Below are 14,570 nucleotides of genomic sequence, written 5' to 3'. Positions count from 1 at the left end.
ATGAAAATTGTTGAGGTAAAACACCCGCTTGTAAAACATAAATTAGGTTTAATGCGAGAAGCAGAAATTAGCACCAAAGATTTCCGTGAGTTAGCAAATGAGATTGGTAGCCTATTGACTTATGAAGCAACCAAAGATCTTGAAATGGAAAAAGTAGAGATTAATGGTTGGAATGGTAAGAAAATTTCAGTTGAACGAATTAAAGGTAAAAAAGTTACCGTGGTGCCAATTTTGCGAGCTGGTTTAGGTATGATGGATGGGGTGCTAGAACACATACCCAGTGCAAGAATTAGTGTAGTGGGGATTTATCGTGATGAAGAAACGTTAAAACCAGTTCCTTATTTTTCAAAATTAGCAAATGATGTAGATGAACGCCTAGCGATTATCACAGACCCAATGTTAGCAACGGGTGGCTCAATGGTAGCAACGATTGATCTACTGAAAAAAGCAGGTTGTAAACACATTAAAGTATTAGTATTAGTTGCAGCACCCGAAGGGATTAACGTGCTAGAAGAGGCTCACCCAGATGTTGAACTTTACACAGCTTCAATTGATAGCCACTTAAATGAAAAAGGATATATTATTCCAGGCTTAGGTGATGCGGGCGATAAAATTTTTGGCACCAAATAGTATTTAACGTTAATAAAAATACAAGCGGTCATATTTTGTAAAATTTTTGCAAATATGACCGCTTGTTGATCTGCATTTCAAAACCTAGGTTCTTAATGTGAGGTGCAGATCATTTTTGGGAGAGATCATCAAGCGGTCAAATCTTAACATTTTTTTGCAAATTATTCTAAAAATCCTTCCAATAACTCATTTAAGAATAATTTTCCGTGCAGGGTAATTTGCCAATGCGTTGGAGTTTCAAAAATATAATCTTGGCTTAATGCCCAATCCATTGTGGGGCGAACAACCTCCCTATCTAGCCCTGTAAACCATTCAAACTCTTGTTTTGGCACAGCTTCAAGCAAACGGAATCGGTTCATAAAAAACTCAAATGGGCGATCTTCTAGCTCAATTAAATCTTGGCTGTAGCGGTATTCACCCCGCATATAGCCTTTTGGGTGTTTGGTTTTACTAAAGCGGTAAATTTCGCCCGTTGGATAGGAAATTTTACCGTGAGCACCGCAACCAATTGCTAAATAATCGCCAAACCGCCAGTAATTGAGATTGTGCTTGCATTGGTAGCCTTTTTTCGCATAGGCAGACGTTTCGTATTGCTCATAGCCTGCCGCAGTTAAAAGTTGATGCCCCTGCTCAAAAATATCCCATAATTCGTCATCATCTGGCAAAGTGGGTTTACGATAATAAAACATCGTATTAGGCTCAATAGTGAGCTGATACCACGATAAATGCGGCGGATTAAGGGCAATGCCTTGCTCCAAATCACTCAACGCCTGCTTCACAGATTGATTTGGTAAACCGTGCATTAAATCAATATTAAAACTGTTCAAGCCAAATTTTGCAGAATTTTGGGCACAAAACGCTTGCGTTTTGAACGTTGGCTCAGCCAACGGCTCCGAAGGAGCGAGTGAGCAAAGCGAACGAGTAAATTTGACCGCTTGTTTTGCCTCATTTGCATCGTGAATTCGTCCGAGTTTGAGCAATTTTTCTGGCTCGAAACTCTGAATGCCCATTGAGATGCGGTTGACTCCGCCTTGGGTGTAGCCTGCAAATTTCTCCGCCTCTGCTGTGCCAGGGTTGGCTTCAAGCGTGATTTCAATACCCGCCTCAAAGGGGATTCGCTTTTCTACTTCTTTTAATAAATAAGCAATACCTTCGGACGAAAACAGACTTGGTGTGCCGCCACCAATAAAAATAGAGTGTAATTTACGATCGCCTATGGCTGCTTGATAAGCGGTTAAATCTTGCAATAAATCTGCAAGGAGATGTTCAATATATTCTTTCTCTGGAATCAACCCTTTTTGAGCGTGCGAGTTGAAATCGCAGTATGGGCATTTTTGTACACACCAAGGGATATGGATATAAAGGCTTAAAGGCGGTAAAATTAGTTTCACGTTAAATATTCGTTGTGTTTAAGAGACGTAAATAATAACGAAAAGCAAATAAAGTGGGAAGTAGAGATTTTTTCGTGAACTAGATCACAAATTCAAAAATTACCGCTTTACCACTTTGTTGTTAATGATATGATAATTTCGTTTCAAAAAATTAATATGTTTTGATAAATTCACTTCATATTAAAAACAAACTATCCAATATAGCGACCTTAAGGAGCTTACTATGACAAAACAATTTGAACATAACGAATCACGTCGTGGTTTTATGAAATTGATGGCTGGTGTGGGTGCAGGTTTTGCATTCAGCACGACATTAGGCACATTCTCAGCACCAGTAGCAGCGGCAATGGCTCCTGCAAAAGGCTCTGTGATTGAAGCGGGTATTTCTTACTCTCTTTCCACAGGGTTCGACCCATTACGTACCACTGGTGCAACCCCAATGGCAGCAAACCTCCATATTTTTGAAGGACTCGTGGATTTACACCCAGCCACTCGCGAGCCATACTTAGGTTTAGCGGCAAAAATGCCTGAAAAAGTGGACGACGTAACCTACCGTGTAACACTACGTGATGGTGCGGTATTCCACGATGGCAAGCCAGTAACTACTGCAGATGTTGTATTCTCTTTTGAGCGTGTACTAGATGACAACAATAAATCTCTATTCAAAGGTTTTATTCCATTTATTGACAGCGTAAAAGCAATTGATGAGAAAGTCGTTGAATTTAAACTCAAATATCCATTTGCATTATTTAAAGAGCGTTTAACGATTATCAAAATCGTACCGAAACATGTGATTGAATCTGTGGGCGAAAGTGCATTTGATGCAAACCCAGTAGGTTCTGGTCCATATAAATTTGTCTCTGCGGTTAAAGATGACAAAATCGTCTTTGAAGCATTTACTGCTTATAATGGTATCTATCCAGCGAAAGCAGAAAAAATGGTTTGGTCATTGTTATCGGACGATGCTGCTCGTGTAACTGCACAAGAATCTAAACGTGTTCAAGCGATTGAGTCTGTACCTTATCTTGATATTCAACGTTTAAAATCGAAAAGACAATCTATTGATTCAGTTCAATCATTTGGCTTATTGTTCTTAATGTTTAACTGTGCCGAAGCACCGTTTAACAACCCGAAAGTACGTCAAGCATTCCACTATGCGTTAGACACTCAAAAAATGATCGATATCGTCTTCTTAGGTAACGCACGCAAAGCAACGTCTTACTTACAAGAAACGCACCCTGATTATGTGAAAGCAGAAACTCAGTACGATTTCAACAAAGAAAAAGCAGTTGCACTATTAAAAGAAGCAGGTGTAGATAAATTAGAGTTTGAATTACTCGCAACAGATACTTCTTGGGTGAAAGAATGTGCACCATTAATTCTTGAGTCTTGGAATACTATCCCAGGTGTGAAAGTAACTTTACGCCACTTACAATCTAGTGCGTTATATGGTGAGTACATTGCATCAGGTAACTTCAAAGTGGTTGTTGCACCAGGTGACCCGTCTGTATTCGGTAACGATGTGGACTTATTATTAAGCTGGTTCTACCGTGGTGACGGTTGGGCGAAAAATCGCTACCGCTGGTCTGAAACCGCAGAATATGCAGAGGTACAAAAACTGTTAGATGCAGCAGTGGCAGCAAAATCACACGATGCTGCAAAAGCAGAATGGGCAAAAGTGTTCAATATTATTGCTGAACAAGTTCCGCTCTATCCTCTTATCCACCGTAAATTACCAACGGCTTGGGATGCTAAAGCATTAACGGACTTCCAACCATTGCCAACCACAGGTATGTCATTCTTAGGTGTTGGACGTAAATAAGCCTTAACACACGGCTAAGCAAGCGGTTGTTTTTGGGGAAAATTTTGCAAAAAATCGACTAAAATCAACCGCTTGTCACTTTAAATTTATACTCAAATTTTCTGTGTTTTTATATAACAACATAGAGTGCGTTTGGCATACTGAAAACAAATTAACCAAGAGTATTTCGCACTCGACCTTCCTATAATATTTTATAGTTGGAGATAAAAATGGAAATTGTACTGCGTCTGTTATTCCGCCGCATATTGGCACTACCTATTATGATCATCGGGGTGACAGCACTCGTTTTTATTATTTTACAATTCACGCCGGGCGATGCTGCAACCGTAGCATTAGGCGATGCTGCCAGTGATGAAGCTAAAGCATTATGGCGTGAGCAACGTGGGTTAAACGATCCGTTACTGGTTCAATACTTTCGTTTTCTCGGAAACCTTCTCGTGTTTGATTTAGGGGTAACTACTCCACCTGAATTACCTATTTCATCAATGATTGCCAAAGCGTTCCCAATCACATTGCAATTAACCTTTATCGGTGTCATTTTAGCTGCGGTTATCTCATTTACACTAGGTGTATTTGCAGCACTTCATCGTGATCGTCTTGTCGATCAAATCATTCGTCTGTTCTCCGTTGCAGCAGTTGCAACACCATCTTTCTGGCTCGGTATTTTATTAATTCAATACTTCTCACTTGAACTCGATTGGTTGCCATCTGGTGGTTATGTACCATTTAGTGAAGATCCGAAAGAGTGGGCTATCTCAATGGTTCTACCGTCTCTTGCATTAGCGATTCCAGTTTGTGCCTCATTAATCCGTGTAGTACGTACTGCAATGGTAGAAGAAATGGATAAAGATTATGTGCGTACCGCAATTGGTAACGGTGTACCATATTCAACCGTTATTCGTCGTAATGTATTGCGTAATGCCTTAATTACACCTGTAACCGTTCTTGGCTTGCGTGTCGGTTACTTACTCGGTGGAGCAGTTGTTATCGAACAGATTTTTGACTTACCAGGTATGGGTAAATTGATTTTCAATGGAATTACTAATTTGGACTTAAACTTAGTACAAGGCGTGGTACTAACCATTGCATTGACTTTCGTGTTAGTCAATATCATTGTTGATATTCTTTACCTAATTATTAACCCTAAAATTCGGAGTCTATAATGTTTCGTCAAGGATTAGCAGACAGACTTGCTTCTGGCGGGGCAAGATTCAAAGCATTATCAACCACATCCAAGATCGCGTTAATTTTCTTAATTATTATGGCTCTTATCGCAATTTTGGCACCATTAGTTGCACCTTATGACCCACTTCAAACACTACGCCCAGTCCAAGCTCCAGGTTCAGAGTATTGGTTCGGTACAGATCGTTTAGGGCGAGATATTTTCTCTCGTATCGTTTACGGAGCAAGAACCTCACTCTTTATCGGGTTAGGGGCTGTAGCTTGTGCCATTGTATTTGGCAGTATCTTGGGAGCAACCGCGGCAACCGCTGATAAATTCGGTAACGAAGTGATTATGCGTCTGATGGATATTCTAATGGCATTCCCAGGCATTGCACTTGCTGCTGTATTATTAGCTACTTTCGGTAACTCGTCGCCGATTATTATCCTCACCATTGCAATTGTTTACACGCCGCAGCTAGCTCGTGTTGTGCGTGCAAATGTCGTTTCTCAATGGGAAGAAGACTATGTGCGTGCTGAGCGTGTCATTGGTGGTAGCCGTACTTATATCTTATTAAAACACGTTGTGCGTAATACTGCAGCACCTGTACTAGTGTTTGCCACAGTAATGGTTGCTGATGCGATTATTCTTGAAGCATCACTTTCTTTCTTAGGTGCAGGGGTTCAGCCACCACATCCTTCTTGGGGTAATATTTTATCTGAAGGGCGTAACTTAGTCTTAAGTGGCTTCTGGTGGGCAACAACGTTCTCTGGTTTGTGTGTACTTTTAACCGTATTATCGTTGAATATTCTCTCTGAAGGTTTAACGGATGCATTAGCGAATCCGAAAACGAAGAAGAGTCCAACTGCAGTAAAAAATGATGTATCAAAACCGCTTTCAACCGATGTTCAAGAAGCAATGGCTGAAGGCTTAGCATTAAAACGCTACTTACTTCAATTGAACCAAGCAGAAGCCGTGCGTACAGACCGTATGCAACTTAACCCAAATGCAAAACCGATTTTGCAAGTGAAAAACTTATCTATCCGCTTCCCAAACCGTTATGGCGAAACCCCATTGGTGGATAACATCAGCTTTACCGTACATGAAGGTGAAACGATGGGCTTAGTGGGAGAATCTGGCTGTGGTAAATCAATCTCTGCTTTCTCAATTATGGGATTATTACCACCAACTGCAAAAATCACGGGTGAAATCCTGTTTACTGACCGTGCTGGCAATCAGTACGATTTACTGAAAACAGATAAGCTTAATGATCTTCGTGGTCATGAGATTTCAATGATTTACCAAGATGCGTTAAGTGCGTTAAATCCATCAATGCGTATTCGTGAGCAAATGGAACAATTAATTAGTCGCGGTGGTAAACAGTCAGCAGAAACCTTGCTCAGCTGGGTACAGCTTGATCCTGAAAAAACGCTCAACCGCTATCCTCACGAGCTTTCAGGTGGTCAGCGTCAGCGTGTTCTTATTGCAATGGCATTGGCACGTGAGCCAAAACTGTTAATTGCAGATGAACCAACCACAGCGTTAGACGTAACCGTTCAAGCAGAAGTCATTAAGCTTCTCAACGAATTGCGTGAAAAACTGGGCTTTGCAATGGTGTTTGTGAGCCACGATTTAGCCTTAGTTGCTCAAATTGCTCACCACATCACGGTAATGTATGCAGGACAAGTGGTAGAAGCATCGCCAACTAGCGACTTACTGATGCATCCAACGCACGAATATACACGTGGTTTGTTAGGCTCAGTACTTTCAACGGAATGTCGTGCAGAACGCTTATATCAAATTCCAGGCAGTGTGCCTTCTCCGTTTGACTTTGCAAACGGTGACCGTTTCGCTAGCCGCTCATTGCGTCCTGATGCGAATCCAAAACAACACTTGAAACTTGTTCCAACTGGAGAACACCCACAACACGTTTGGGCATCTCACTTAGAAGAAAATCAGGGAGCTAAACTATGAGTATGAAACCCATTAAAGAGCAGCCGATTATTGAGCTGAAAGATATTGTTGTCGAGTTTCGCTCCCGTGATGGAACGCTATTCAACCCGAAAAAATTCCGTGCGGTAAATGGTGTGAGTTTAGATATTCACGCTGGCGAAACAGTTGGTATTGTAGGGCAATCTGGCTGTGGCAAATCTACCCTAGCAAACGTGATGATAAGCCTTCAAAAACCAACTTCAGGTACGGTAAAATTCAACGGCTTGCAGATGAAATACGGTAGTGCAGAAGCTCGTAAATACTTCGGTAGCCAAGTATCTGTTATCTTCCAAGATCCAGCAACGGCACTAAACCCTCGTATGCGTGTATTAGATATTCTCAAAGATCCGATGGATATTCATAATATCTTACAACCACGAGAGCGTGAAAAACGAGTTTATGATCTTCTCTCTCGTGTAGGTTTACCACGTTCTGCTGCACTAGTTGAGCCAACTCGTTTATCGGGTGGTCAAAAACAGCGTGTCGCAATCGCCCGTGCATTGGCATTAAATCCCAAATTAATTGTAGCTGATGAACCAACTTCAGCACTTGATGTATCAGTTCGAGCTCAAGTCCTGAACTTACTTGCCGATTTGAAGAAAGAGTTAAATCTTGCAATGGTGTTTATCTCTCACGATTTACAAACGGTTAATCAGGTTTCGGATCGAATTGTGGTAATGAATGGCGGTAAAATTGTCGAAATGGGGAATGCAAGACAAGTTTTTGACACACCTAAAGAGGCATATACAAGAACCTTGATTGAGTCAGCCCCCTCATTATTATAATACGGTAGGGGCAAATCCAATTTGCCCCATAATTCAGTTTATTATTTTCGCTACAAGCGGTAAAATTTTCACCCAATTTTACCGCTTGTATTTTATTTTATGATCACACTTAACCAAATTCTCGAAACAGATTTACTGATTGTCGGCTCTGGTATCGCAGGGCTTTCTGCCGCAGTTGAAGCAAAAAGCAAAGGCATTAATGCTTTACTGATTAGCAAATCCACGATTGGTTCGGGAGCCAGTTATTTTCCGCTGAAAGCAACTCTTGGCATTCAAGTGACAGGCGATGAAAACGACTATTCGCTTTTTAGAGAAGATATTGAACATATCGGTAAGGGCAAAATCAACCCAAATGTGGTACAGGCTTATATTGAAGATTCACCGAAAGCAATTGCTTTATTAGAGCGTATCGGCTTTAAGCCTTGGAAGCGTAATGACAACCGCCCAGCTTGCTTTGCCAAATATACCCGCCCTATTTATTTAATTAAGGATTGGCGAGAGGCTGCCTTGCGAGCTAAAAAGATTTTACAAGAGCAACAGATTCCGTTCTATGAAAATGCGACGCTTTTACATATCGTTGCCGAGCATAATCAAGTGCAAGGCGCTGTATTTGCATATACTACAAGCGGTCAAATTTCTTATATTTTTTGCAAAACTAACCATATCATTTTAGCCGCGGGTGGTCTTGCTGGGCTTTATAAAGATAACCTCTACCCAGCTGATGTGATAGGCTCGCTTCATTCTGTTGCCAAACAAGCTGGGGCAACATTAGTCAATCTGGCTTTTATTCAATTTATTCCTGCCTTTGTTGAACCCAAATATAAGGTATTATTCGGGGAACATACGTTGAAATACGTCACTGAAATTACCGACTCAACAGGCAAAAATCTATTCCCTCATTTAAATGAAGCACAATTTAGCAAAATGATGCTTGAACGCAGCCACTACGCTCCTTTCAGTTTAGATTTCAAGTGCGTAGAATTTGATTTGGTTATGATGAAACATTTGCTGGAAAATCCAAATGAAAAAGGGATTTACCTTAAATACAGCCCAAAACTTTATGAAGATAAAGAAGAATTTTACACCGTCTATTTAAATTGGCTGAAAAATGAAGTGGGGATTGATTTAGTGAGAGATAAAATTGCGATTAAACCTTTTGCTCATAGTTGCAATGGTGGGATTCAAATTAATGAATGGGGTGAAAGCTCCGTTAAAGGTTTGTTTGCAATTGGAGAAATAGCCCATTGTATTGAGGGTGCAAACCGTATGGGGGGCAATTCAGTTGGGGGCGGTTTAGTATTTGCAAAACGTGCCGTTGCTGAAATTATACGCACTCTACAAAACGTACATTTGCAAAAAAATGCAGATTTTTCACCGCTTGTCGTTGCGGAAAAAGCATTAAATAAACTGGCTAATCCAAATGCCAATCTAACACTTTCTGCAAGCGAAGTGCTTTCCACTATTAGAGAGAATATGGCACTATATGCGAATGTTTATCGTACCCCAAGTAACCTTAAACTGTTACTTAACACTCTAAATAATTTGGAGCAGCAATTTGATCCAATCTACCACGCCCAACATCAAGGTATTGAAATTTATAATGCATTAAAAACCGCTCAATTAATAGTAAAGCATATGATTGATGAGAAGAGTTTGGGGGCACACTACTTATCTGAATAAAATTAGTCTATAATACGCCTCTTCCTGTCATAATAACTTAGGAGTATAAATGAACAACTACCTACTCAAATTAAAGCCTAGTACGGCGGTCATACTTTCTCTTCTGACTGTCTTTATTTTAGGTTTTACGATGATTGCCCTTGGCTGGGTGCCTCAAATTTCAATTTTAGCAGTCATTGTTATCCTCTTACTTTTTGGGTTAGTGAATAAAATTCCGTTTAAAAATATGCAGGAGGGTATGGCAAATGGGCTGATGTCTGGTATTGGTGCCATTTATTTGTTCTTTTTTATTGGATTATTAGTTTCTGCATTAATGATGTCTGGGGCAATCCCAACCTTAATGTATTATGGCTTAAGTGTGATTTCTCCTGAGTTATTTTATATCTCTGCTTTTGCCTTGAGTTCTGTGGTCGGTATAGCGTTAGGTAGTAGTTTAACAACAACCGCCACTATTGGCGTTGCCTTTATTGGAATGGCAGCTGCATTTGGCGCGAACCCGGCAATTGTTGCAGGAGCCGTTGTTTCCGGTGCCTTTTTTGGTGATAAAACCTCTCCGCTTTCAGACACCACCACTATTGCAGCGTCTATTGTGGGTATTGATATGTTTGCTCATATTCGCAATATGCTTTATACCACCATACCAGCGTGGATATTTACCGCACTTATACTTTGGTTTTTAACCGAACCAGCTGATGCTCAGAACTTAGCGAATATTGAAGACCTAAAAACCCATTTACAAGCCACAGGGCTTATTCACGGTTATACACTACTGCCATTTATAACCTTAATTTTAATGGCGATGAATCGTATTAATTCAATTTATATCATCGTCACGACTGTAATTTTATCGCTTATTATTACCTACACGCATAGCTCACCCAGTTTAGAGCAACTGGGTAATTATTTCTTTACGGGTTATAAACCCGCTGAAGGTATTGACTTAGGTGAAGTGGAATCTTTAGTATCTCGTGGTGGTATTAATAGTATGTTCTTTACTGTTACTATTGTTGTATTGGCATTAAGTTTAGGTGGTTTATTACAAATTTTAGGTATTTTACCTGCTCTACTTAAAGGCATTAGTAGTTTTTTAACCAATACTGGGCGTGTTACTTTTGTGGTTGCAAGCACTGCGGTAGGTATTAATGTATTAATCGGTGAACAATATTTAAGCTTATTATTATCAGGTAATACCTTCCGTTCCACCTATGAACATTTAGGGCTTGAGCTGAAAAATTTATCTCGCACTATTGAAGATGCTGGCACGGTAATCAATCCATTAGTGCCTTGGAGTGTGTGTGGTGTGTTTATCAGCAGTGTTCTGAATGTGCCAGTGTTAGACTATTTGCCTTATGCATTCTTCTGTTACATTTGTTTAATCCTCACGTTAATTTTTGGATTTACAGGCGTAACTATCAGTAAAAAGCCAACTAAGACATAAAGTTAAGATACAAAAAATGCCTACAAATTTGTAGGCATTTTTGCTTATCAGAGCTGAATAACTATTTGTTTTGCTAACTCTCTAGCAAGTTTATCAATATGCAATACATCAGCAATTTCTTTCATTTCAATTGGGGCAATATTTTCCACTACCGTTCTATTCACATTCACAATATCGGTAAAACGAATTTGTTCATTTAAAAATGCCTCAACGGCAATTTCATTTGCTGCATTCATCGCGGTTGTCGCATACTGCCCTTCTGCAAAAGCCTCAATCGCTAATTTTAAGTTTGGATAACGAGCAAAATCAGGCTCAATAAAAGTCAGCTCTTTTAATTTAAAGAAATCAAGTGGCGGTACGCCTGCATTAATTCGATTTGGGTATGCCATAGTGTGTGCAATCGGCGTACACATATCAGGATTACCCATTTGAGCAATCACCGAACCATCAATATATCTTACCATTGAGTGAATGATCGATTGCGGGTGAATAATAATTTCCATCTCGTCTGCTGTTGCATTAAATAACCAACGAGCCTCAATATACTCCAATCCCTTGTTCATCATTGTCGCAGAATCTACCGAGATCTTTTTTCCCATCGACCAATTTGGATGAGCGACAGCCTGAGCTGGGGTAATTGCCTCAAATTCAGTTAACGGTTTGGTGCGGAACGGACCTCCCGAACCAGTGAGAATAATTTTACTCACACCTAGTTCTGCAAGCGGGCAAAAACCGACTTTTTCTTGTGCTTCAGGCGGTAGCGATTGGAAAATCGCATTATGTTCACTATCTACCGGCAGTAATTTCGCTCCCGATTTGCAAGCTTCATCAATAAAAATCTGTCCACAAGTTACCAATGATTCTTTATTGGCTAATAACACTTTTTTGCCTGCTTTCACAGCTGCAAGCGTTGGTAATAAACCAGCTGCTCCAACAATGGCTGCCATAACCATATCAACATAAGGGTGAGCGGAAAGCTCGCAAATTGCTTTTTGCCCTGATAACACTTCTGTTTTTATGCCTAAATTTGCCAATGATATTTTCAAGTCTTGAGCTGCTTTTTCATCATCCATTGCCGCAAAAGTGGGTTGATATTGCTGGCATTGTTCTGTCATTAATGCCACATTTTTTCCACCAACCAAAGCAAATACTTCATACTGTTCTTTATTATGTTCAACCACCGATAAAGTGCTTTTACCAATTGAGCCTGTTGAACCTAAAATCACTAACTTTTTCATTCTTTTCTCTTTATTTTTATGTAAGAGAAAATGCCACTTTCCCTTACAGATCTCAAATTTGATCTTGCAAAATTTTTATAAAAAACGACCGCTTATATTTAGCTTGAAAGTCTTTTTGCCTCAATCACATCGTCTAATTGCGATACTCTCGCCAATAATTTATTTAAAATGGCAACATTATTCAGTTGAATTTCCATATCAATCGTAGCCAGGCTGCGTTTAACGTCTGTTCGGCTAGAAACACCTAACACATTTACTTTTTCATTCGCCATAATTGCACTCACATCTCGCAATAAACCGTTTCGGTCATTTGCAATCACACGAATAGTTAAGCTCAAACCTGAAACATAGCCTTCCCCCCAATCTGCCTCTACTACACGTTCTGGATTTGTATTCAACAATTCGTGTAATTGCTCACAATCGGCTCGATGGATAGAAATACCTCTCCCTTGTGTGATATAGCCCAAAATTTCATCGCCTGGAATTGGCTGACAGCACCGAGCAATAGAGTGCATTAAATTACCAACCCCTTCAACAACCACATAACCTTTACTCGGTTTTTGCTGGTTATTATTTTTATTAACCTGTTTTAACACCGCCTCATCTTCTTGCTCGGCAGTCGGCTTAATTAATTTCGATTGCAAATAATGCATTAACTGATTTAAACGAATATCACCGCCACCGATGCCTGCGTATAAATCATCAAACTGTTTTAAGTTATAGCGAGGCAGCGCATATTCCTCAATTTGTCTAAATGTGAAACCAAATTTTTCCATTTCGGTTTCAAGAGCCTCTTTACCAATCGGAATATGCTTTTCTCGATCTAATTTTTTAAACCAAGCAATAATTTTTGAGCGAGCCTTGCTCGTATTCACGAAACCCGTATTTGGATTAAGCCAATCTCGGCTTGGGTTGGGTTCTTTCTGAGTGATGATTTCAACCTGATCGCCCATTTGCAAATGGTAAGTAAACGGCACAATTCGGCCTGCTACTTTTGCCCCAATACAACGATGTCCGATTTCGCTGTGGATTGCATACGCAAAATCCAGCGGAGTTGCTTTTTGTGGCAGATCGATTACCTCGCCTCTTGGCGTAAAGACATAAACACGATCATCAAAAATTTGTGTCCGCATTTCTGCCACCATATCCCCTGAATCGGCAAGATCGTTTTGCCACTCAAGTAATTTACGTAACCACACAATTTTTTCTTCATAGCCTGAACGCCCAGCAGTTGCTCCCTCTTTGTATTTCCAGTGAGCAGCCACCCCCAGCTCGGCATCATCGTGCATTTGCTGGGTACGAATTTGTACCTCAATCGTTTTATCTTCTTCACCTAATACCACGGTATGCAAAGATTGGTAGCCATTTGGTTTTGGATTGGCAATATAATCATCAAAATGTTCGGGTAAGTGAGTGTATTTAGTATGGATAATACCTAATGCGGTGTAGCAATCTTCTAGCGTTGGCACAATCACCCTCACCGCTCGAATATCAAAAAGCTGATCAAATCTCAAACGCTTTTTCTGCATTTTTTTCCAAATGCTATAAATATGTTTTGGGCGTCCATAAATCTGTACATTGTCGATTTCATCAACTAAACAAGCGGTCAAATCTTCAATAAAATTTGCAATATAACGTTCGCGATCAAATCGGCGTTCGCCTAAATCAAATTTAGCAATTTGGGTATAAGTCGCGGGGTGTAACGTACGGAAACAATAATCTTCCAACTCCCATTTAAGCTGCCCGATACCTAAACGGTTGGCAAGCGGTGCATAAACGTGGAAACATTCTTTGGCGGCTAATACGATGTCTTCTTCAGTATGTTGGCTACTATCTCTCAAATAAGCAATGCGTTCAGCCAGTTTAATCACTACGCAACGAAAATCGTCTACCATTGCCAGTAACATACGGCGGATATTATCGATTTGTAAATCAGACACATTGTGAGCAGATAACTGGCGGATATTTTCCATTTCCAGCACGCCTTTCACTAAGTTTTTGATGTGATTATTAAAATCTTCTTTTAATTGAACAAGATCAATAATATTGTGTTTTACAAGAGGGAAAAGCAACGCCGCCACTAGGCTGTCATCGTCCATATTCAAGCCGTGAAGCACTTCGACCATTTCAATGCCATACCACATCAAACTATAATCGGTATCGAGCTTTTCTTGAGCGTACTCCCAAGCGTGTTGAATGTGCTCAAATGTAACAGGAGACATATTCAGGCTCGTACACCAGCTTGCTAATTCAAAATTATTTGGATCAAGTTGGTGGGAATAACGAATTGCTACCATAAAGCCTCCTTGTAAATTTTCGTCAAAATCAGACCGCTTGTTATCGCTGAATATGGGGTGCAATTATACGTCCAATTTCAGAAAAAATTTACTTATTTTATAAAAATTTAGCACAGAGATTAGCATCGTGATTAC

At 40.1% G+C, this 14,570-nt stretch carries 10 protein-coding genes; 7 read left to right on the top strand and 3 right to left on the bottom strand.

Going from position 1 to position 14,570, the window contains the following annotated elements; all coding sequences use genetic code 11:
- Entirely contained in the window at positions 1–630 is a 630-nt protein-coding gene (upp, locus tag GM698_RS01030; protein WP_176812434.1) for a uracil phosphoribosyltransferase, read from the top strand.
- A gap of 161 nt (positions 631–791) precedes the next feature.
- Here the strand turns inward: upp and hemW are convergent, their stop codons facing one another.
- On the bottom strand, positions 792–2,021 hold the full coding sequence (gene hemW, locus GM698_RS01025; protein WP_176809823.1) for a radical SAM family heme chaperone HemW: 1,230 nt from the start codon (positions 2,019–2,021) through the stop codon (positions 792–794).
- Between the two features lie 223 nt (positions 2,022–2,244).
- Between hemW and GM698_RS01020 the strand changes: the two genes are divergently transcribed.
- From GM698_RS01020 to nhaC, 6 genes are all read left to right on the top strand, one after another.
- Positions 2,245–3,843 carry an ABC transporter substrate-binding protein gene (locus GM698_RS01020; protein WP_209289503.1) on the top strand — a complete coding sequence of 533 codons (1,599 nt, stop codon included), beginning with the start codon at positions 2,245–2,247 and terminating at the stop codon, positions 3,841–3,843.
- A gap of 209 nt (positions 3,844–4,052) precedes the next feature.
- Entirely contained in the window at positions 4,053–5,006 is a 954-nt protein-coding gene (locus GM698_RS01015; RefSeq protein WP_159629511.1) for an ABC transporter permease, read from the top strand.
- On the top strand, positions 5,006–6,979 hold the full coding sequence (locus GM698_RS01010) for a dipeptide/oligopeptide/nickel ABC transporter permease/ATP-binding protein (protein ID WP_209289502.1): 1,974 nt from the start codon (positions 5,006–5,008) through the stop codon (positions 6,977–6,979). The genes GM698_RS01015 and GM698_RS01010 overlap by 1 nt, the downstream gene beginning before the upstream one ends.
- The gene (locus tag GM698_RS01005) at positions 6,976–7,782 is read left to right on the top strand and encodes an ABC transporter ATP-binding protein (RefSeq protein WP_209289501.1); all 807 of its coding nucleotides are present in this window, start codon (positions 6,976–6,978) and stop codon (positions 7,780–7,782) included. The genes GM698_RS01010 and GM698_RS01005 overlap by 4 nt, the downstream gene beginning before the upstream one ends.
- Positions 7,783–7,881: 99 nt before the next feature.
- Entirely contained in the window at positions 7,882–9,462 is a 1,581-nt protein-coding gene (locus GM698_RS01000; protein WP_209289500.1) for an FAD-binding protein, read from the top strand.
- Between the two features lie 49 nt (positions 9,463–9,511).
- Complete coding sequence (gene nhaC / locus GM698_RS00995) at positions 9,512–10,900, top strand: Na+/H+ antiporter NhaC (RefSeq protein WP_176808185.1); 1,389 nt, start codon at positions 9,512–9,514, stop codon at positions 10,898–10,900.
- Positions 10,901–10,947: 47 nt separating this feature from the next.
- On the opposite strand, the gene ispC is transcribed toward nhaC, so the two are convergent.
- Positions 10,948–12,138, bottom strand: coding sequence for a 1-deoxy-D-xylulose-5-phosphate reductoisomerase (gene ispC, locus GM698_RS00990; protein ID WP_209289499.1), 1,191 nt, complete (start codon positions 12,136–12,138; stop codon positions 10,948–10,950).
- Positions 12,139–12,236: 98 nt separating this feature from the next.
- Positions 12,237–14,435: a GTP diphosphokinase gene (gene relA / locus GM698_RS00985; RefSeq protein ID WP_176812441.1), complete on the bottom strand. Its 2,199-nt coding sequence runs from the start codon at positions 14,433–14,435 to the stop codon at positions 12,237–12,239.
- Positions 14,436–14,570: the final 135 nt, after the last annotated feature.

The organism is Mannheimia sp. ZY171111, from assembly GCF_017750945.1.
GTDB lineage: Bacteria > Pseudomonadota > Gammaproteobacteria > Enterobacterales > Pasteurellaceae > Mannheimia > Mannheimia pernigra.
Note: the sequence above shows the minus strand (reverse complement) of the source record. Positions and strands in the feature narration are given on the sequence as shown.